This window comes from Alkaliphilus flagellatus, assembly GCF_018919215.1.
GTDB classification, from domain to species: Bacteria; Bacillota; Clostridia; order Peptostreptococcales; family Natronincolaceae; genus Alkaliphilus_B; species Alkaliphilus_B flagellatus.
Genome location: NZ_JAHLQK010000004.1, coordinates 436,186 through 457,127, shown reverse-complemented (window position 1 = coordinate 457,127; position 20,942 = coordinate 436,186). Strand labels below are relative to the sequence as shown.

Annotated in this window: 17 protein-coding genes, 1 pseudogene and 1 CRISPR repeat array; of the genes and pseudogenes, 14 read left to right on the top strand and 4 right to left on the bottom strand. The window is 28.9% G+C overall.

Annotated elements, in window-relative coordinates; genetic code table 11:
- The first annotated feature begins 5 nt into the window (after positions 1 to 5).
- The 4 genes from cas3 to cas2 are packed head-to-tail and all read left to right on the top strand — an operon-like array spanning position 6 to position 4,412.
- Positions 6 to 2,606, top strand: a complete 2,601-nt coding sequence (cas3, locus tag KQI88_RS12490; RefSeq protein WP_216417792.1) for a CRISPR-associated helicase Cas3' — start codon at positions 6 to 8, stop codon at positions 2,604 to 2,606.
- Positions 2,607 to 2,615: 9 nt separating this feature from the next.
- Positions 2,616 to 3,107 carry a CRISPR-associated protein Cas4 gene (gene cas4 / locus KQI88_RS12485; RefSeq protein ID WP_216417790.1) on the top strand — a complete coding sequence of 164 codons (492 nt, stop codon included), beginning with the start codon at positions 2,616 to 2,618 and terminating at the stop codon, positions 3,105 to 3,107.
- Positions 3,108 to 3,116: 9 nt separating this feature from the next.
- Positions 3,117 to 4,115 carry a type I-B CRISPR-associated endonuclease Cas1b gene (gene cas1b, locus KQI88_RS12480; protein ID WP_216417788.1) on the top strand — a complete coding sequence of 333 codons (999 nt, stop codon included), beginning with the start codon at positions 3,117 to 3,119 and terminating at the stop codon, positions 4,113 to 4,115.
- Positions 4,116 to 4,412: a CRISPR-associated endonuclease Cas2 gene (cas2, locus tag KQI88_RS12475; protein ID WP_216417786.1), complete on the top strand. Its 297-nt coding sequence runs from the start codon at positions 4,116 to 4,118 to the stop codon at positions 4,410 to 4,412.
- Between the two features lie 196 nt (positions 4,413 to 4,608).
- Positions 4,609 to 7,058: direct repeats of the CRISPR family, unit length 30 nt; unit sequence ATTGAACTATAACAAGAGTTGTATTTAAAT.
- A gap of 430 nt (positions 7,059 to 7,488) precedes the next feature.
- On the opposite strand, the gene KQI88_RS12470 is transcribed toward cas2, so the two are convergent.
- Positions 7,489 to 7,824, bottom strand: a complete 336-nt coding sequence (locus KQI88_RS12470) for a helix-turn-helix domain-containing protein (RefSeq protein WP_330656229.1) — start codon at positions 7,822 to 7,824, stop codon at positions 7,489 to 7,491.
- Positions 7,825 to 7,959: 135 nt separating this feature from the next.
- On the opposite strand from KQI88_RS12470, the gene KQI88_RS12465 reads away from it, so the two are divergent.
- Positions 7,960 to 8,175, top strand: a complete 216-nt coding sequence (locus KQI88_RS12465) for an aspartyl-phosphate phosphatase Spo0E family protein (protein WP_216417784.1) — start codon at positions 7,960 to 7,962, stop codon at positions 8,173 to 8,175.
- A gap of 246 nt (positions 8,176 to 8,421) precedes the next feature.
- Here the strand turns inward: KQI88_RS12465 and KQI88_RS12460 are convergent, their stop codons facing one another.
- Complete coding sequence (locus tag KQI88_RS12460; protein WP_216417907.1) at positions 8,422 to 8,973, bottom strand: DsbA family oxidoreductase; 552 nt, start codon at positions 8,971 to 8,973, stop codon at positions 8,422 to 8,424.
- A 300-nt stretch (positions 8,974 to 9,273) separates the two neighbouring features.
- Between KQI88_RS12460 and KQI88_RS12455 the strand changes: the two genes are divergently transcribed.
- From KQI88_RS12455 to lonB, 7 genes and pseudogenes are all read left to right on the top strand, one after another.
- Positions 9,274 to 10,002 (top strand): HD domain-containing protein, encoded by a 729-nt coding sequence (locus KQI88_RS12455; RefSeq protein WP_216417782.1) that lies wholly within the window; start codon positions 9,274 to 9,276, stop codon positions 10,000 to 10,002.
- Positions 10,003 to 10,138: 136 nt separating this feature from the next.
- On the top strand, positions 10,139 to 10,300 hold the full coding sequence (locus tag KQI88_RS12450; protein WP_216417780.1) for a DUF1540 domain-containing protein: 162 nt from the start codon (positions 10,139 to 10,141) through the stop codon (positions 10,298 to 10,300).
- Between the two features lie 420 nt (positions 10,301 to 10,720).
- The gene (locus KQI88_RS12445; protein WP_216417779.1) at positions 10,721 to 10,921 is read left to right on the top strand and encodes a cold-shock protein; all 201 of its coding nucleotides are present in this window, start codon (positions 10,721 to 10,723) and stop codon (positions 10,919 to 10,921) included.
- Positions 10,922 to 11,273: 352 nt separating this feature from the next.
- Positions 11,274 to 12,560, top strand: coding sequence for a trigger factor (gene tig, locus KQI88_RS12440; protein ID WP_216417777.1), 1,287 nt, complete (start codon positions 11,274 to 11,276; stop codon positions 12,558 to 12,560).
- A gap of 34 nt (positions 12,561 to 12,594) precedes the next feature.
- A pseudogene (gene clpP / locus KQI88_RS12435) lies at positions 12,595 to 13,185 on the top strand (ATP-dependent Clp endopeptidase proteolytic subunit ClpP); the annotation flags it as partial.
- 24 nt (positions 13,186 to 13,209) lie between these two features.
- Positions 13,210 to 14,490: an ATP-dependent Clp protease ATP-binding subunit ClpX gene (clpX, locus tag KQI88_RS12430; RefSeq protein ID WP_216417772.1), complete on the top strand. Its 1,281-nt coding sequence runs from the start codon at positions 13,210 to 13,212 to the stop codon at positions 14,488 to 14,490.
- Between the two features lie 57 nt (positions 14,491 to 14,547).
- Positions 14,548 to 16,293 carry an ATP-dependent protease LonB gene (gene lonB / locus KQI88_RS12425; RefSeq protein ID WP_330656223.1) on the top strand — a complete coding sequence of 582 codons (1,746 nt, stop codon included), beginning with the start codon at positions 14,548 to 14,550 and terminating at the stop codon, positions 16,291 to 16,293.
- A gap of 78 nt (positions 16,294 to 16,371) precedes the next feature.
- Here the strand turns inward: lonB and KQI88_RS12420 are convergent, their stop codons facing one another.
- Positions 16,372 to 16,599 (bottom strand): glutaredoxin family protein, encoded by a 228-nt coding sequence (locus tag KQI88_RS12420; RefSeq protein ID WP_216417768.1) that lies wholly within the window; start codon positions 16,597 to 16,599, stop codon positions 16,372 to 16,374.
- 296 nt (positions 16,600 to 16,895) lie between these two features.
- Here KQI88_RS12420 and lon point away from each other — a divergent pair, with 296 nt between their 5' ends.
- Positions 16,896 to 19,250 carry an endopeptidase La gene (lon, locus tag KQI88_RS12415; protein ID WP_216417766.1) on the top strand — a complete coding sequence of 785 codons (2,355 nt, stop codon included), beginning with the start codon at positions 16,896 to 16,898 and terminating at the stop codon, positions 19,248 to 19,250.
- Entirely contained in the window at positions 19,237 to 19,860 is a 624-nt protein-coding gene (gene yihA / locus KQI88_RS12410; protein ID WP_216417765.1) for a ribosome biogenesis GTP-binding protein YihA/YsxC, read from the top strand. The genes lon and yihA overlap by 14 nt, the downstream gene beginning before the upstream one ends.
- On the opposite strand, the gene KQI88_RS12405 is transcribed toward yihA, so the two are convergent.
- A complete protein-coding gene (locus tag KQI88_RS12405) occupies positions 19,861 to 20,757 on the bottom strand; it encodes a DMT family transporter (RefSeq protein ID WP_216417763.1) in 897 nt (298 codons plus the stop codon).
- Positions 20,758 to 20,942: the final 185 nt, after the last annotated feature.

Genomic DNA, 20,942 nt, shown 5'->3' with positions numbered 1-20,942 from the left:
ATTATATGTATTTTGAAAAAGTAGAAAAATTTGATTTTGAAAAATTTATATTAAATCATAAAAAAATATACGCACATATTTGGGAAGATAGGAAAGAAACTTTACAAGAACATAGTGATTTGTCCACATATTATTTGCAGAAAATTATTAAAGTAAAGCAGTTAGATAATGTATTACATAACTTTCAAAATATTTTTCTAAAAGAGATAACAGATGAAGGCAAGTCTATTTATTGGGATATGTTTTACAATACAATTTGTATGCACGACTTAGGGAAAATTAATTGTAATTATCAATATCATAAAATGAGAAATGAAGAATTTAAAAATAAAAAAGGCTTAGAATGTAATAATACTAAACATTCTATGCTATCATCTTTAATTTATATAAACTATTATTTTAATATAATTAGAAACCATAGTAATAAAGAAGATAGAGCTATACTTTGTATGTTTATGTTATTAAATGCTTATGTTATATCTAAGCATCATGGAGCCCTTGATAAATTCTCTGAATTTGAAGAAAAGATGTTGGGCGATGGTGGAGAAGGACTCTACTTATATACAGATCAATTATGTATATTTGAGGAAGTTTATAATACACCTATACTATTTACTAAAGATAACAATATATTAGAAACACTTTTTAAAAATACTAAAAATATCTTAATTAATATGGAAAAAAGAGAAAAAGAAATTTCATTTTACATTTATATATACGAAAGGTTCTTAATCTCTCTTTTATTATCTTGTGATTACTATGCTACATCCCACTTTAAGAATCAAAAAGAAGTTACTAATTTTGGAGAAATAAATAATATTGAAAAATTTTATAAAATATATAAAGATACTGATATTTATAAAGGAATCCGAAAATATCAAGAAAAAGAATATGGTAAGATAAGTAATTTTGATAATATTAAAGATATTAATATTATGAGAAATGAACTATTTCTTGATGCAGAAAATACATTGCTAAAAAATATGGATAAGAATATCTTTTATCTAGAAGCACCTACTGGTAGTGGAAAAAGTAATGTGAGCTTTAATTTAGCTTTTAAGATGGTAGAAGAATTTCAGAATATAAACAAAATATTTTATATCTATCCTTTTAATACTCTTATTGAACAAAATATTAACACTTTAAATAAAATCTTTAAAAATAGTGAAGTAGAAAATGAAATTGCAGTAATTAATTCTATTGTACCTATAAAGACACAAATTAATTTAGATGATAATGAAGATAGTGATGTTATTAATAAAGAAAACAAAGATTATGTTACATCACTGCTTGATAGACAATTCCTACACTACCCAATAATTTTAACTACTCATGTCAGTATATTCAATTATTTTTTTGGTACTTCTAAAGAAAATTTATTTCCATTACCACAAATAGCCAATAGCGTAATTATATTAGATGAAATACAAAGCTACAGAAATGATATATGGAAAGAAATAATAACATTTTTAAAAAATTATTCAGAAATACTTAATATTAAGATTATTATAATGTCAGCTACATTGCCTAATTTAGATACACTTGTAGATACAGAAGTTAAAACCATAAATTTAATAGAAAATAGGCAAAAGTATTTTAATAATAGAATATTTAAAGACAGAGTTGAGTTAGATTTTTCACTGTTAGATGTAACAGAAGATGTATTGGATATTCTTTTAGATCATGTTGTAGAGAATTCTAAAAAGAAAGATATAAATATTTTAGTTGAATTTATAAAGAAAACAACTGCTATGGATTTTTTTAAGCGTTTAAATGAATATAGATTAAAAGGTGATGGAAAATTTAATAAGCAAATAAGACTTATAACGGGCGATGATAATAGTATTGAAAGAAATAAGATTATCGAAGAGATTAGACATAATAAAAATATTATTTTAGTAGCTACGCAAGTTATAGAGGCAGGAGTAGATATTGATATGGATATAGGTTACAAAGATATATCCATGCTTGATTCCGAAGAACAGTTTCTAGGAAGAATTAATCGTTCATGTAAGATGACTAATGGAGGAATTGTTTATTTTTTCAATTTAGATAATGCAGCAGCTGTATATTTAAAAGATATTAGAAAGGAAAAAAACATAACTGTTTTAGCAGACAATATAAGAGATATTTTGATAAATAAAGATTTTAGTACTTATTATGAATATGTATTAGATTATTTAAATAAACAATCTAAAAAAAATACAGATAAAAATTTTGATGAATTTATTGATGAATATATAAATAAGCTTAATTTTAAAGAAGTTGAAAAGAGAATGAAGCTTATTGATGAAGATTATGAATACAGTGTCTTTTTAAGTAGAAAAATTGAAATGCTAGATGGAACAATATTAGACGGTGGGGAAATTTGGGACGAGTATGTTGGGTTATTAGAAAATGGTAAGATGGAGTATTCTGAGAGAAAGGTTAAATTATCGGAAGTACAATCAAAATTAAATTATTTTATATATAAAGTTAAAAGAAATGACTTTATCCATGAAAAAAATATTGGAGATTTATACTATATATCAGATGGAGATGTATATTTTACAGATGGGAAGTTTGATAGAGAAAATTTTGACAAAGGTATAGGAGCTTTTGTATAGGAGGTATCTATGAAAGTTAATGGTACATTAATCAATTATTATTTTCATTGTAAAAGACAATGTTGGCTTCATGGCAATCGAATTAATTTAGAAGATAATAGTGAAGATGTAAAGATTGGAAAGTCAATTCATAAGATTAAAGAGGAAGAAAATAAGCAGTCAGAAATCAGCATTGATAATATTAAACTAGATAAGCTTACAAAAGATTATTTAACGGAAATTAAAAAATCAGATTCTGATATAGAAGCTGCTAAATGGCAACTATTGTTTTATCTAAAGGTATTAAAGGATAAAGGAATTGAAAGAAAAGGAAAACTTGAATTTGTAGAAAAAAATAAAAGTAAAAATACAATTATTATTGAACTAAATGAAGATAACACAATTGAATTAGAAGGAGTTATTAAAAATATTGAAGAGTTATTATTTAGTACAAATATACCAGATGTTGAAAATAAGCCTAAATGTAAAAAATGTGCTTATTTTGAATACTGCTATATATAGGAGGAGAATATGGGAAGCACGAGATATATTACATCTATGGGAGAATTAACAAGGAAAGATAATTCTCTATGTTTTAGGAAAAACAATAAGAATGTATATATTCCTATTGAAAATACAAAGGAAATTTATTGTATGTCTGAAGTTAGTATTAATACTAAGCTTTTAGACTTTATATCGCAGAACAATATAGTTATACATTTTTTTAATTATTATGAAGGCTATAGTGGGACTTTTTATCCTAAAGACAATTATAATAGTGGAAAAATGCTTATAAAACAGGTAGAAGCATATAACAACAAGAGAATGGTTTTAGCTAAGGCATTTGTCCAGGGGATTGCTGATAATATTTATGAGGTGTTATATCATTACTATAAGCATAATAAAAAAGAAACAAAAATAACTTTAGATTGGATAAAGAAAGATATGCCAAGAAAGTTAGACGAAGTAGATAATATTAAACAATTATTGCAAATTGAAGGCGAACTATGGCAAAGATTTTATGGAGAGTTTAAGCATATACTTCCAGAAGATTTTACTATGAATAGAAGAGTTAAGCGTCCACCAGATAATCCAATAAATGCACTTATTTCATTTGGAAATACATTGTTATATGGAAAAACAATAACTGCTATATATAATACCCATTTAAATCAAACCATAAGTTTTCTACATAAACCATCTGAAAGAAGATTTTCTTTAAGTTTAGATATAAGTGAAGCTTTTAAGCCTATTATTGTTTTCAAAACTATATTTGATTTAGTTAATAATAGGAGGCTACAGGTTGAAAAGCATTTTGACAAAAAACTTAATTATTGTTTATTAAATGAAGAAGGAAGAAAAATATTTATAACTGCCTTTGAGGAGAGAATGGAAAGTGTTTTTCTACATAGCAAACTTAATCGAAAAGTAACTTATAAGACAGCTATAAAATTGGATTGTTACAAGCTGATTAAATTTATATTAGAAGATAAAGAATTTAAACCTTTTAGTTTAAAGGAGAAGGCTTAAATGAAGTTAAATAAAAACTATAATTATAACTATGCATTTGTATTTTATGACGTAAATCAAAAACGAGTAAATAAAGTATTTAAGGTATGTAAAAAATACTTGTCTCATTTTCAAAAATCAGTATTTAGGGGAGAAACAACACCGTCAAAATTGTTATTACTAAAAAATGATTTAAATAAAATAATAGATGAAACTGAAGATTTTGTTTGTATTATAAAGTTAATGAATGATAATGTTTATGGGGAAGAAATATTAGGTAATAAACAAAATGATACGGGAGAAGACCTAATATTATAATAATTTTATAAATAAAACATAAATTTACCAAGCGTTTTTTGAAACAGTTTATTTTAATACAGACTTTACAATATATTCAGCCATATTATTATTGAATAATATATTTTATAAAAGCACTTGGTAAAAAAATTAAAAAATGTTGATATTATAACGTTTTTTAATATCTAATTAAATTAAGAATAGCTAAATTGGTATAATTGAACTATAACAAGAGTTGTATTTAAATAAAATAAGTACATCAGATTTATGAGTTAGTGTTTCAATTGAACTATAACAAGAGTTGTATTTAAATGTAATAATGTTAATATCATCAATCAAGATTTCTAATTGAACTATAACAAGAGTTGTATTTAAATCCGTTTTTCTGTGGGACTCTACAAGTTACATTAACGATTGAACTATAACAAGAGTTGTATTTAAATACGGAATTTAAATGTAAATGTTGAGCTGAAACTATAATTGAACTATAACAAGAGTTGTATTTAAATATAAATTTTTCTAATAATAAATCCAATTCTTTAGGATTGAACTATAACAAGAGTTGTATTTAAATTTTTTAATCATAAAGCTTATAGCTTCTTCATCAACTAATTGAACTATAACAAGAGTTGTATTTAAATTCGCATATTGGAGGATTTATAGGTTGTCCCATACAATTGAACTATAACAAGAGTTGTATTTAAATATATATAATATTTTATTGTTTGGCCATGCTCCGATTATTGAACTATAACAAGAGTTGTATTTAAATATATATAATATTTTATTGTTTGGCCATGCTCCGATTATTGAACTATAACAAGAGTTGTATTTAAATAGAAAAGACTAATACAATAGTAACTCCCTTAGATGTTATTGAACTATAACAAGAGTTGTATTTAAATTGTATACTCTGAGCAGTACCCAAAAGGTCAACTCCATTGAACTATAACAAGAGTTGTATTTAAATGACCTCCAAGAAATTTCTTGAATACGATCGTCATAATTGAACTATAACAAGAGTTGTATTTAAATGCCGATAGCCCTACCCGAAAGGGGGACAAATAAAATATTGAACTATAACAAGAGTTGTATTTAAATATTATTAGAATTTGGAGAAATTAAAAACTATACTCAATTGAACTATAACAAGAGTTGTATTTAAATTTGCTAAAGCAGACGAGGATCCAGTAACAGGTGAAGATTGAACTATAACAAGAGTTGTATTTAAATTACAAAAGCTGAAGAAGATAATATTCCGTTATTCATTGAACTATAACAAGAGTTGTATTTAAATTCCCAAGTCGCTACTACTTCTTCACCCCAAATAGGTAATTGAACTATAACAAGAGTTGTATTTAAATAAGTAGAGGTACATGACCCACCACCAGCTCCAGCAGATTGAACTATAACAAGAGTTGTATTTAAATCGTTCATTTATTTGCTTACGTTTTCTTTGCCATCTCATTGAACTATAACAAGAGTTGTATTTAAATGATTCTATTATAGTTATATGGTTTAAACTTCTTTGATTGAACTATAACAAGAGTTGTATTTAAATTTCGTAAAAATTCACTTAATGGTATTCCAATTAGATTGAACTATAACAAGAGTTGTATTTAAATGTATTAGCTATATTTTTATATGTGTAGTCTATTAAATTGAACTATAACAAGAGTTGTATTTAAATTTGGTCTTTTAGTTCTTGGGTTTGTTATGATTCTTATTGAACTATAACAAGAGTTGTATTTAAATGCGGAAAGGTTAAAGACCTTGTAAAAGCCACAAGATTGAACTATAACAAGAGTTGTATTTAAATATGTATACAGGAGAAGAAAAGGAGTGTAGTGATCCATTGAACTATAACAAGAGTTGTATTTAAATAAGTATCGTTCAATTAATTCTACTGCTTTTTGAATTATTGAACTATAACAAGAGTTGTATTTAAATACTATTTTAGATATTTTCTTGTTGTCCATTTCCAATTGAACTATAACAAGAGTTGTATTTAAATGGAGCAATAGGAGTATTTTCCTTGTTTCTTTATTTATTGAACTATAACAAGAGTTGTATTTAAATCTCCTAAACCCGAATTTCCTTATGCCTGTGCAAACACATTGAACTATAACAAGAGTTGTATTTAAATCCACCTAAAGAAGATTAATTTAGTTAAAGAAACTAATTGAACTATAACAAGAGTTGTATTTAAATAAAAGCCTATTTGGAACAATCCTAAAATCAATTTTATTGAACTATAACAAGAGTTGTATTTAAATTCAAAATATCTATTTTCTTTAAGATTGATGTTTGAATTGAACTATAACAAGAGTTGTATTTAAATGTAGATTGTAATATTTCAATCATTTTCCCTATAGATTGAACTATAACAAGAGTTGTATTTAAATAATGCAACATGGGACAAAATTATAAAAATGAATAAATTGAACTATAACAAGAGTTGTATTTAAATTGTTAGCTACAGTCTGGAATAATAAGGGTGAGTTGATTGAACTATAACAAGAGTTGTATTTAAATATAAGCTCTTCTAATTCTTGTCTACTTACATACTCCATTGAACTATAACAAGAGTTGTATTTAAATATGTCTTCTAATTCTTTAAGTAATTGCTCTTCTTCTATTGAACTATAACAAGAGTTGTATTTAAATACACCTTTATAATGTTTATTATAATTTTATAACATAATTGAACCATTAACGAAGTTTTATGAGAAATGATATAGGTAGGCAATTTAAAACAATAAAAAATCCACAATTATATCTAAAAGATATCTTTAAAGATTCCTTGTAAGGGGTGCTATAAGTAAAATTGGGATAATATCCTTAATCCATTACTAGTATTTTTTGAAGAAAGTTATAAAACCTTATCTATAAAATCTTATATAAATTAGTATGAGTGTGTAAATTAGAATTTTTCACATAATTTCCAATTGAATAGAATGTACACTTTTCATAGTAAAAATTATTGCCAAAATTATAAGACTTTATGTATATATAATCTTATAATTTTGGCAGACTAGAAACTAGAGTTATTGAGTTGTTATTTATGGATTCAATTAAGAAACTGTGATAACAAAATTTATTTTTCAGTATCATCGTATCCTAAAGCTATAAAATAATTTTTTATGATTTCTTCTAAACAATGAAGCTCAATTCCGTTTAATTTTGATAAGGATTTAGAAATATTATTAATATCAACTTGATTAATAACTCCCATCAATAAGTAGTCAGTGCTGACTTCTAAAGCTTTCGCAACTTTTATAATACTTTCTGCACGGAGATTTTTTCTTCCAGTTTCAACAGTAGAAAAAAATTGATGACTTAAATTAGACTTTTCAGCAGCTTGTTCCTGAGTATATCCAAGTTGTTTCCTCCTAAGCATTATTCGATCTCCAATGGTTTTAGATAAAGTCACTTCACTCAAAACAAACACCTCTTTCTTAATTTAGCCTATAAAAGAATTTTATCTATTATAGGCTAAAAATATAATTGCCATTAATTGCTTTTTTGCAACAAAAGGCTTAAAATTATGTTTGAGAGGTGAAGTTAAATGAAAGAAAGCAAAATAAAAGGTCAACATAATATAGATGATATAGAAAAAATAATAAATAAGTTACGGTTAAAACTAACTAGAACATATGAAACAAACGGACATACAGATGAAGTAGTTAAAATAAGTCAAGAATTAGACAAATATATTGTATTAGTACAGCAGGAATTATTAAAATTGGAAAATGCAAAAATAAAAGAGCATCCAAAACGATAAAAATATATTATTGACTATAGGATAGTATTCTAAAAGAACTGTTTGGTTGATTTTTTCAGACATATAAGGTTTCTTATCAAACAAATTAATAAAGGTGATAATATTAGTATAGAGGATGGAATTACAAAATCACCTATGATTAATCGAAATATAATGATGCGTAATGGTAAATTTAAGAACTATTATAGGAATTTCAAAGATAGAATTAACATTAAAAAATAAATCAATAATATATATTTATTTTTCCTACTCTCCCATCTCCAACAAAGATCTCTTAAACTGCTCATAACCCCTTACACCTGTTAATCTACCTTTTTCATTTATTATAAAGGTAGGAACACTTTCGACTTCGTAGTATTGAGATAAATCTATAGCATCAATTAAAATGTCATCAAATTTTCCTTCATCAATTTGTTTATTCATTTCTTTTATATCTAACCCAATTTTAGCTGCAATTTCGTTTAAAACTTCTTTATCTGCTAAATTTTTTATATCTACAAAATAGGCTTTAAAAGCTTCTTTAGAAAATTCATCGTATTTGCCTTGTGTCTTTGCATATTCACCTACTAGATGCGCTCTGTGGGTATTAAATTTCTTATCTTTATTTAAAAATTTAATGCCATATGGTTCTCCTAATTTTGCTAACATTTCAAAGGATTTTTCTACATAATCCTTAGGTAAGCTATCAAATAGATTTTCTCCTTCTAATGCAGCATTTGGTTTAAGTTCATATGGGTAGTAGTCGATGTTAAATTTAACTCCATCTTCTTTTAGCTTGTTGACTAGTCCTAGTCCAATATAGCAAAAAGGTCAAGCAAAGTCAGAAAATACCTTTATATTAAACATAAAATTACCTCCTAGGGTATATTTAATATAATTATACCCAAGTAATAAAAATTAACACTTCAACAGTATTTTGTGCAGTTAATATTTGGCTAGATAGGTGAATATCTATTAGATAACATGAAATGAATTTAATCAGCAAAAGCAGCTAATAATATAATATGACATGCTCCATTAATTATTTTTTTATATATGCTAAGTTGTAGTTTATAAAGTCAAATAAAATTTTAAAATACAAATAAGGTGATCTTAAATATGAACAAAAAGGATTTTTTAAACAACACCATTAATATAGATTATATATTAGATAAAATTATAGATATATCTATTTTGGAGCAACCTTTTGATGATGATTTAATAGAAGCAATTAGTATAAACAAAGAGCAGTTTGAAAATTTAGATCAAGATAAGCTTAAGTATTTATTCGAAAAAATCTTAATGTCACAAAAACCAAGCTTTGGTATTAGGTTACTAGAGGAAGTAAACCTATTAGGAATTTTTATACCAGAGCTTCAAAAATGTGTAGGTTTTAATCAAAGAAATCCTTACCATAATTATGATGTTTTTGATCATATACTGAAGGTTTTAGATAATACACCTTTAGATTTAACATTACGCTGGGCGGCGTTACTCCATGATATAGCAAAACCTCTAACGTTTTTTCTTGATAAAAATGGAAAAGGAAGATTTTTTGGACATGATATAAAAGGTGCCCAAGTAGCAAGAAAAATTTTGGGTAGATTAGGGTACCAAGAAGAATTTATAAAAGCTGTGGCTGCACTAATAGAGACCCATATGTCTAGGTATAATATTATGAAGGAAAAAGGTATAAAAAAATTAATAGATAAAGTTGGAGAGGAAAACATAGAAAAACTATTTCAGCTTCAAAGAGCAGATATTAAAGGCAAAAGAGAGCCTTATGATTTTACTAATATTGAATTTATAGAGAATATGACAAAAAAATTTATAAGTAGCAAAGAATAGTGAAATTATTAGGCATAAAAACAACATAACTGCTTATCCTATATATTAACAGGTTGTTAAAATTAAAATTTAGCCTGTAACCTATACATCTAATAAGATAGCTAAAACCTGATAAACTGCAGGAGGTGAAGCATTAATGGAAACTAAACGTATTACAGTGAAATGTGGAGTTGATACATGTAACTTCTATGAAAACAACTATTGCTATGCTAACTCTATAGAGGTAAATCCTCAAGGAACTGATAAGTCAAGAACAAGTGACGAAACACAATGTACTACTTTTATACCTGGAAAATAACTAAATATAAACTAAAAAAATATTTTTTATCTAAATAAGATTTTTATCTAAATAAGAGAAGAAATCACCTGAATAAGGGAACAAACTAAACATCCTCTCATCTAAAAATGTAAGAATTAAAATTTTAGATGGAAGGATGTTTTTTATGAAAAATAATTTACTTAGAAATACAATTAAGGAAGGTGAAAAATTAACAACTGGAAAATACACTGCTGAAATTAAAGTAATAGTTATAGAAGATGACGATGAAAAAAATCGATGAAAATCAATTAAAGTCAAAAATAGAGTTTAATGTATTAAAGATTTAAAAAAGGAAAAAATTTTTAAAAGTTTTTCTGTTAATTGTTGACAGTTTTTAAATTAGGTGTTATTATACAAGAGTAAGTAATTACAGAATACGAATTTTGGAGGATTTAATTAATGAAAACAGGTATAGTAAAATGGTTTAACAACGAAAAAGGATTTGGATTTATCTCTGTACAAGGAGAAGAAGATGTATTCGTACATTTCTCAGCTATTACAGGAGACGGTTTCAAAAGCTTAGAAGAAGGTCAAGAAGTACAATTCGAAGTAGTATCAGGTGCTAGAGGACCTCAAGCTGCTAACGTAGCTAGAATATAATAGAATATAAGTAATTAATATTTTATATATATAGACTACAAAAAAAACCCTGATTATATCAGGGTTTTTTTGTTGATAATTTTTTACAAAAACATCAGATAATGTTGACAATAAGAAATGAATTAGTTAGTATTATAATGATAAGCTATAAGTCTATATTTTTTAAACATCCTATGATGATATGGATGTTTTTTTATAGTTTTTTTTATAGTTTAACAAAGTATATTTTGGTATACTATAAAAAACAGGGGTTGAAATAAAAATATTTCTATTACCTATATAGGATTATTACTTAATTAACAATGCTTAAGCTTTACAAAATATAATAAAAGTTAATAGAGGAGGATCATTAATGAGTTCAGAAATTATAAAAAAAGAAAATACTAAAGTGACATTAAAAGTAGTTGTAGAGGCTGCACAATTTGAAGAGGCTATTAATAAAGCTTATAACAAGATGAAATCTAGATTTAATATTCAAGGATTTAGAAAAGGAAAAGCACCAAAAAAGATTGTTGAAAGATATTATGGTGTAGAGGTTTTTTATGAAGAAGCTTTTAATATAGCTTTTCCAGCAGCTTACGAGGCAGCTTTAAAAGAGCACAATATTGATCCTGTAGACCATCCAGAAATTGATATCGAAGATATTAAAGCAAATGAAGATGTTGTATTTACAGCTGTTGTAGAAGTTATGCCTGAGTTTGAAGTTAAAGACTACAAAGGTATAGAAGTAGAGAAAAAAGAGTATAATGTACAAGAAGAGGATATTCAAAAAGAGCTAGATGCCCTAGTAGAAAAAAATGCTAGAATGATTGCCGTAGAAGATAGAGCAGTAAAAGAACAAGATATGGTTATTATCGACTATAAAGGAATGGTTGATGGAGTAGCATTTGAAGGTGGCACTGCTGAAAGACAAAGTCTTACAATTGGATCAGGCCAATTTATACCTGGTTTTGAAGAACAATTAGTTGGTAAAAATATTGGAGATGAAGTAGAAGTAAAGGTAACATTCCCAGAAGAGTATCATGCTGAAGAGTTAGCAGGACAAGATGCAATTTTTGAAGTAAAAATTCATGAAATTAAAGAGAAAGAACTTCCTGTATTAGATGATGAATTTGCAAAAGATGCTTCTGAATTCGATACATTAGAGGAATTAAAAAATGATATAAAAAACAGCCTAGAAGAAAATGCAAAAAATAGAGCTGAGCAAGATCTAAGAAATAGCGTTATAGAAGCTATAGCTAGCAAGGTTGATATTGAAATACCAAAGGCAGTAATCCAAAGACAAATCGATAATATGCTAGCAGATTTTGACTATCGTCTACAATACCAAGGATTGAACTTACAATATTACTTCCAATTAACAGGTACTAAAGAAGAGGATCTAAGAGATCAAATGAGAGCCGATGCTACTCAAACAGTTAAAAATGAATTAGTGTTAGAACAAATTGGAAAGTACGAAAATATTGTAGCTACAGATGAAGAGTTAAATGAACAATTAGAAAAAATGGCAGCACAATATAATCAAGAGTTGGAAAAATTAAAATCTAATTTAAGAGATCAAGATTTAAACTCTATTAAAGAGGGTATTGTTATCAGAAAGACTATTGATTTCTTAGTAGAAAATGCTAAAATAGCTTAATTAAAGATATTAAAGAAATACAGATTGGGAGGAGACCAAAATGGCATTAGTTCCTGTTGTTGTAGAGCAAACTAATAGAGGAGAAAGATCCTACGATATTTATTCTAGATTATTAAATGAAAGGATTATTTTCTTAAGTGATGAAGTAAATGATGTTACTGCTAGCTTAGTAGTAGCTCAATTACTATTTCTAGAAGGAGAGGATCCAGATAAGGATATTCAAATATATATTAACAGTCCAGGGGGATCAATTACTGCTGGTATGGCTATATACGATACTATGAACTACATTAAGTGTGATGTATCTACTATTTGTATTGGTATGGCTGCAAGTATGGGAGCTTTTCTTTTAGCAGCTGGGAAAAAGGGTAAGCGTTTTGCACTGCCAAATGCAGAAATTATGATCCATCAGCCTCTAGGAGGAACAAGAGGTCAGGCAGAAGATATTCGTATTCATGCAGAGCGAATTCTAAAAATGAGAGACACTATAAATAAAATACTAGCTGAAAGAACAGGTCAACCATTAGAGAGAATACAAAGAGATACAGATAGAGATTTCTTTATGGAGGCAAATGAAGCAAAGGAATATGGTTTAATCGATGAAGTTATTACCGCGAAGAAATAATCGGAAATTGAAAGAGGTGTAAAGATGTCTAGATTTGATGAGAAGAAGCAGCTAAAGTGCTCCTTTTGCGGTAAGTCCCAAGACCAGGTAAGACGACTTATTGCTGGTCCGAATGTTTATATTTGCGATGAATGTATTGAGTTATGCCAAGAAATCATTCAAGAAGAATTTGATGAAAATATAGAAATTGATTTAATGGATTTGCCAAAACCAAACGAAATAAAAGATACATTAGATCAATATGTAATTGGACAGGAACAGGCTAAAAAAGCTTTAGCTGTAGCTGTCTACAATCATTACAAGCGAATCAATGTTGAAGATGTTAAGGGTGAAGATGTTGAACTTCAAAAAAGTAATATTTTAATGTTAGGACCTACTGGTTCTGGTAAAACTCTTCTAGCACAAACATTAGCTAGAATAATAAATGTTCCATTTGCTATTGCAGATGCTACTTCTCTAACAGAAGCTGGATATGTAGGTGAAGATGTTGAAAACATTTTACTTAAACTTATCCAAGCAGCAGACTACGATATCGAAAGAGCAGAAAAAGGTATTATTTATATAGATGAAGTGGATAAGATTGCTCGAAAATCTGAAAATCCTTCTATTACTAGAGATGTAAGTGGAGAAGGTGTGCAACAAGCATTACTTAAAATATTAGAAGGAACAGTAGCGAGTGTACCACCACAGGGTGGTAGAAAACATCCGCATCAAGAGTTTATTCAAATAGATACTACTAATATTTTATTTATTGTTGGTGGAGCTTTTGATGGTGTAGAGTCAATTATTCAAAAACGTACTGGTAAAAAATCTATGGGCTTTGGTGCAGAAATTGAAAGTAAGCAAGTAATAGATTTAGGAGCTCTACTAAAACAAATTCAGCCTGAAGACCTATTAAAGTTTGGACTTATTCCAGAGTTTGTTGGTAGATTACCAGTAGTCGTAACATTGGACCAATTAGATGAGGAAGCTTTAGTCAAAATTTTGACAGAGCCTAAAAATGCCCTTGCTAAACAGTATAAAAGACTATTTGAAATTGATGGGGTAATATTAGAACTAGAAGATGCAGCCCTTAAGCTAATAGCTAAAAAAGCTATTGAGAGGAAGACTGGCGCCAGAGGATTAAGAGGTATTATAGAAGGTATAATGATGGATATTATGTATGAAATTCCATCTAGAGATGATATTGATAAGGTTATCATTACAGAAGATACTATTGTTAATGGTAGTGAGCCAACAATTATTTTAAAGACATTGGATAAAACCAATTTAGATAAAAAGAATTCTAAAGAATCTGCATCATAGAAAAATGTCTCAACTTAAGTTGAGACATTTTTAATTTTGTAAGGTTATAAAAAGATATTGGGTGCACATACTACTAGTGAAGAGAAAAGGAAAGGAGGGTTTATTTTGCCCAATGTCTTTTTTTTGGTACAATTCTTTTTTGCAATAATTATAGGGCTCTATTTTTTGAGTCTATTAAAAAGTCAGCAGGGGAATAAGAGTGCCATAGAAAAAGAATCAAAAAAAGAAATGAATTATTTAAGGGAAATGCGAGAACGCTCGTTAACAATCCCTTTATCTGAATACACAAGACCAGAATCCTTAGAAGATATAGTGGGACAAGAGGATGGATTAAAGGTATTAAGAGCTGCACTTTGTAGTTCAAATCCACATCATGTTTTAATCTACGGACCACCTGGAGTAGGCAAGACAGCGGCGGCCAGAGTAGTGTTGGAAGAAGCTAAAAAAAGCAAACTATCTCCTTTTAATAGCGACTCTAGGTTTATTGAGATGGATGCTACTACATTACGCTTTGATGAAAGAGGAATAGCAGATCCATTGATGGGATCTGTACACGATCCTATTTATCAAGGTGCTGGTCAAATGGGGCAGGCAGGTATACCTCAGCCAAAGCCTGGAGCAGTAACAAAAGCCCATGGTGGAGTTTTATTTTTAGATGAGATTGGAGAGTTACATCCAGTACAAATGAACAAGCTACTTAAGGTTTTAGAAGATAGAAAGGTTTTTTTAGAAAGCTCATACTATAATTCCCAAGATAAGAATATCCCAGAATATATACATGAAATATTTCAAAAGGGGTTACCAGCAGATTTTAGATTGATTGGTGCAACTACGAAAACATCATCTGATATACCCCCAGCCTTAAGATCTAGATGTGTTGAGGTTTATTTTAGGCCTCTCTTACCAGAGGAAATAGGGCTAATTGCTAACAATGCTTGTAAAAAAAGTAATTTAGAGATTGAAGAAAGAGCTATAGAAGAAATAAAAAAATATGCTTCAAACGGTAGAGAAGCGATAAATATGATACAAATAACTGGGGGGTTAGCGCTTACACAGGATAGACGTAAAATTACATTAGAGGATATTGAGTGGGTTGTTGAAAGTGGATATTATTCCCCGAGACCAGACAAGAAAGTAGGCGAAACACCATCTGTTGGTTATGTCAATGGATTGGCTGTATTTGGACCTCAAATGGGTACAATGATAGAAATAGAAGCATCTGCTATAAAGGTTCCTATTGATGGTAATGGAAGAATTATTGTAACAGGAATTGTAGATGGAGAGGAAACAAATTTACCTGGAAGAACGTTGAAAAGAAAAAGTACAGCTTCAGATTCTGTAGATAATGTATTAACAGTAATTAGAAAGTTTTTAGATGTCAATCCAAGAAACTACGATATTCATTTAAATTTTCCTGGCGGTGTACCAATAGATGGGCCTTCTGCAGGAATTACAATAGCTACTGCAATATATTCTGCTATTGCAGAAAAGGTAATTGATAATAAAGTTGCTATGACAGGAGAAATATCTATTAGAGGAAATGTAAAGCCTGTTGGAGGAATACCAGCTAAAATAGAAGCTGCAAAGAGGGCCGGATGCACGAGAGTTTTAATTCCAAAGGATAATTATCAGGATAGGTTTAAGGCATTAAATATAGAAGTAATTCCCGTAGAAAGCATAAGTGAAGTTATAGAATTAGCTATATACAAAGAAGAAACTAAGGATAAAAATAGAGATGGAAATATATCGGAGACACTTCCTTTTGTTGCCGCTTTAGGAAATGAAAATTTAATTAATAAATAGTATAAATAGAAAAATAGCACGATGCAAATGCAACGTGCTATGCTCTATTTTAGTCTATGATATAGCATTAGACGACTTTTATAGCAATTCATCTAATCTTTGTTTATCAAAACCAACAATTGCTTCGTCATCTACCATTACTACTGGTACTCCCATAAAACCTTTAGACATAAGTTCTTTTCTGTATTCTGGACTTTTAGATACGTTTTTTTCGGTATACTCAATACCTTTAGAAGTTAAATAGTCCTTTGTGGTAAAGCAATGTGGGCAAGTATTACTTGTATAAACAACAACTTTTTTATCCATTTATGATATTCCTCCTCGGCTATGTTATAAATAAATGTTCACATTTATTATATACCGCACTAATGGAATAATAAACAATAAATATTAAAGAGAATAGTAGATTAGATAGAAGGTTTATTCTATTTGTATTGTATTATTTTGATATATTCACTTGAATTGGGGTAAAATATTGAAAAAAGATAAGTGAAAGGATATAATATTAATCAACTGCGATAAAATAAAAATGTAAGTTATATATTAAATTAATATACTACACTGCACAATTATAATATAGGACATAGTGAGGAGATGGTAATATGGAACTAAACGAAAATAGTACGACAATACGTAAATTGCCTTTAATCCCTTTGCGTGGTATAACTGTTTTTCCATATATGGTACTGCATTTTGATGTAGGTAGGGAGGCTTCTATTAATGCTTTAGAGGAGGCAATGGTTAATGATCAATTGATCTTTTTGGCTTCTCAAAAGGATGCAGAGATAGAAGAGCCTACACCAGATGATTTTTATAATGTAGGTACAATTTCAAAAATAAAGCAGATGCTTAAGCTTCCTGGAGATACTATTAGAGTGTTAGTTGAAGGAATTTCAAGGGCAAAAATAGTTAATATGATGCAAGAAGATCCTTATTTCGTTGTTGAAGTAGAAGAACAAAATCATCAGCGAGAAATAATTAAGGATAAAGAGATTGATGCCTTAATGCGTGGGGTTATGGATTCCTTTGAGAATTACATAGAGGTTAGTAACAAAGTTTCTCCAGAAATTTTAATAAATATATCTGAAATAGATATGCCTGGTAGGCTTGCGGATACTATAGCCTCAAATGTTATATTAAAGCCTGTTGATAGACAAGAGGTATTAGAAGCCTTTGATCCAAAAATTAGATTAGAAACTTTATATCGTATTTTATTAGAAGAAATAGAAATTTTGGAGATCGAGCAAAATATAAGCAATAGAGTTAAAAAGCAAATTAATAAAGTGCAAAAAGAATATTATTTAAGGGAACAGTTAAAGGCAATACAAAAAGAATTAGGAGAAGATGAAGACTTAGTAGAAGAGGTAGATGAATATAAACAACAACTTGAAAAACTAAAACTACCTAAAGAAATAAACGAAAAGGTTGAAAGGGAAATAGATAGATTAACTAGGCTTTCCCCATCTTCTGCTGAAACTGGAGTTATAAGAAATTACATAGATTGGACTTTAAATTTACCTTGGCATAAAGAAACAAAGGATAGGCTTGATTTGAAAAAATCTGCTGAAATTTTAGATGAGGATCATTATGGATTGGAAAAAGTAAAAGAAAGGATATTAGAATACTTAGCTATTCGTCAGCTTTCTAAAACTATGAAAGGTCCAATCTTATGTCTTGTTGGGCCTCCAGGGGTTGGTAAAACATCTATTGCAAAGTCAATAGCAAAATCTTTAAACAGAAAGTTTGTAAGAATGTCTCTAGGTGGGGTAAGAGATGAGGCTGAAATTAGAGGTCATAGAAGAACTTACATAGGTGCTATACCTGGTAGAATCATTTCATCTATTAGACAATCAGGAAGTAAAAATCCAGTATTTCTATTTGATGAGATTGATAAATTAGCCAGTGATTTTAGAGGAGATCCTGCCTCTGCGCTACTAGAAGTTTTAGATCCAGAACAAAACCACGATTTTACAGATCATTACTTAGAGCTTCCTTTTAATCTTTCTAAGGTAATGTTTATTACTACTGCTAACAGCTTAGATACTATACCAAGACCTTTATTAGATCGTATGGAGGTAATTAGAATTGCTGGATATACAGAGGAAGAAAAGCTTAAGATTGCGCAAAAATATTTGCTTCCAAAACAAATTAAAGATCATGGATTAAAGCCAGAAAATCTACAGGTTTCTGAAAAAGCTATAAGAGATGTTATTAATTATTATACTAGAGAATCAGGTGTTAGAAACCTTGAAAGACAACTGGCTAATTTATGCCGTAAATCTGTAAAACGTATTGTTGAAGAAAAAATTACAGCTATTCGTATTGCGCCAAATAACCTAAAAAAATATTTAGGCAACCCTATTTATAGATATGAAATGGCAAACTTAAAAGATGAAGTAGGTATTGTAAGAGGTCTTGCTTGGACTCAAGTCGGTGGGGATACTCTATCCATTGAAGTTACTCCTATGAAAGGTGATGGCAAGCTTGTACTTACTGGACAGCTTGGTGACGTTATGAAGGAATCTGCAAGGGCGGGTATAAGTTATATACGCTCAAAAGTAGAGGATTATAAAATAAATCCAGATTTTCATAAAAATTTAGACATACATATTCATATACCAGAGGGAGCTATTCCAAAGGATGGGCCTTCAGCTGGTATAACTATGGCTACTGCTGTAATATCTGCATTAACTAATACTCCTATATATAAAGATATTGCAATGACTGGGGAAATTACACTAAGAGGTAGGGTTTTAGCTATAGGTGGAGTTAAAGAAAAGGTGCTTGCAGCTAATAGAGCAGGTATAAAGAAAATTATTTTACCATTAGATAATAAAAGAGATTTAGAAGATATACCAGATAACGTAAAACGTAAGCTCGATTTCGTCTTTGCAGAATATATGGATGAGGTGCTAGAGCATGCATTAAAAAGGGGCGAAACAGATGAAAGTAATTAGTTCGGAAATAGTTATGAGTGCAGTGTCTCCGAAACAATATCCAGAAGACGGAAGACCAGAAATTGCTTTAGCTGGTAGATCAAATGTAGGTAAATCATCTACAATAAATACTATTCTTAATAGAAGAAAGCTTGCTAGGGTAAGTTCTTCGCCTGGAAAGACACGTACTATTAATTTTTATTTAATTAATGAAGAGTTTTATTTAGTAGACCTGCCTGGTTACGGATATGCTAAAGTATCTAAAAATGAAAAGGCAACTTGGGGTAAGATGATGGAAACATATTTAAGCAGCAGAAAAAATCTATATGAGGTGGTGCTTCTAGTAGATATTCGTCATGAGCCAACAAATGATGATAAGATGATGTATGACTGGATAAAGCACTACGGATATGGGTCAATAGTTGTTGCTACAAAATCCGACAAAATATCTAAAGGTGCTTACCAAAAGCATTTTAAGGTTATTCGAGAAAAACTTGGAATGTCTCCGGAAGATAAAATAATACCAATATCTTCTCTCAAAAGAGAAGGGATAGATAAGTTATGGGGTAATCTAGAGGATCTATTTATGGCTAATGATTTACCTATAACAATGGAAGAAGCTCCAGAGTAGTTAGCTACTCTGAAGCTTCTTTTTATTATCCTTTGATGACAGTACTGTTTTCCAATCTAACTCAGAAACAATCATACCAATTAATATTAAAATACTACCTAAAATAGCACGTCTTGTTAATAGTTCACCAGCTACAAAATATGCAAAAATTGCTGAGAAAACAGGTTCTCCTGAATAAATAAGGGCAGTATGTGTAGGAGATGTAAACTTTTGCATAACATTTTGAATAATAAAAGCTCCTGAAGTACAAAGTACAGAAAGAACAAAAATAGTTGCCCATATTTCTAATCCCTTAGGTAATATAGGTTTTTCTGTAGCAAAGCTGAAAAACAAGCTTAATATACCTACTACTCCAATCTGGATTATAGCCATTGCAATAGAGTCGACCTTAACGGTATATTTACCTACTGTAATAATGTGTAATGCAAACATAAGAGCTGAAATCAAAGTATATAAATCTCCAATATTTAGTGCTAGAGATGAATCTAGTGTTAAAAAGCCTAGTCCGATTATGGCAAATACAACACCTATAACTGCAGATTTATGAGGTTTGACCTTTAACAAAAATGCTGACAAAATAGGCACTATAACTACAGAAAATCCAGTGATAAATCCGGATTTAGATGCACTAGTGTAATTAAGACCTACTGTTTGAAAAGCATAGCTTGTAAATAAAATAGCACCTATTAATATACCATATTTTATAGTATCTTTATCTAAATTAATTAGATTTTTATAAAATATAATTGCAGATATAAGTGCTGCTAATAAAAAACGTATAGCTAAAAAATTATAAGTCGATAAATGATCTAAAGAATTTTTAGATAGAACAAAAGAAGATCCCCAAATTACTGTAACGGCCAGTAATGATAGGTCTGCCTTTAGTTGCTTTGACATATATACATACCCCTCTCTTAAGCAAATAGATTAGTAAAAGATCCCTCTTATAATTGTACAATATTTTTTGAATAATAGAAATCTTTCTTTTTACTTAGCGACTAAGATTTAAGTAGACAAACCTAATATTAATTATATTATTTTCATAGATTCTGTTTTTAAATAGCGACTATGCTAAGAAAATC

Bases quoted from the DNA above. Each gene is read 5' to 3' on its own strand.
- yihA (WP_216417765.1), top strand. From the start codon at position 19,237: ATGAAAGTAATTAGTTCGGAAATAGTTATGAGTGCAGTGTCTCCGAAA.
- KQI88_RS12465 (WP_216417784.1), top strand. From the start codon at position 7,960: ATGAAAGAAAGCAAAATAAAAGGTCAACATAATATAGATGATATAGAA.
- KQI88_RS12455 (WP_216417782.1), top strand. From the start codon at position 9,274: ATGAACAAAAAGGATTTTTTAAACAACACCATTAATATAGATTATATA.
- KQI88_RS12450 (WP_216417780.1), top strand. From the start codon at position 10,139: ATGGAAACTAAACGTATTACAGTGAAATGTGGAGTTGATACATGTAAC.
- tig (WP_216417777.1), top strand. From the start codon at position 11,274: ATGAGTTCAGAAATTATAAAAAAAGAAAATACTAAAGTGACATTAAAA.
- KQI88_RS12405 (WP_216417763.1), bottom strand. From the start codon at position 20,757: ATGTCAAAGCAACTAAAGGCAGACCTATCATTACTGGCCGTTACAGTA.
- cas2 (WP_216417786.1), top strand. From the start codon at position 4,116: ATGAAGTTAAATAAAAACTATAATTATAACTATGCATTTGTATTTTAT.
- lon (WP_216417766.1), top strand. From the start codon at position 16,896: ATGGAACTAAACGAAAATAGTACGACAATACGTAAATTGCCTTTAATC.
- cas4 (WP_216417790.1), top strand. From the start codon at position 2,616: ATGAAAGTTAATGGTACATTAATCAATTATTATTTTCATTGTAAAAGA.
- KQI88_RS12445 (WP_216417779.1), top strand. From the start codon at position 10,721: ATGAAAACAGGTATAGTAAAATGGTTTAACAACGAAAAAGGATTTGGA.
- cas3 (WP_216417792.1), top strand. From the start codon at position 6: ATGTATTTTGAAAAAGTAGAAAAATTTGATTTTGAAAAATTTATATTA.
- KQI88_RS12420 (WP_216417768.1), bottom strand. From the start codon at position 16,599: ATGGATAAAAAAGTTGTTGTTTATACAAGTAATACTTGCCCACATTGC.
- clpX (WP_216417772.1), top strand. From the start codon at position 13,210: ATGTCTAGATTTGATGAGAAGAAGCAGCTAAAGTGCTCCTTTTGCGGT.
- cas1b (WP_216417788.1), top strand. From the start codon at position 3,117: ATGGGAAGCACGAGATATATTACATCTATGGGAGAATTAACAAGGAAA.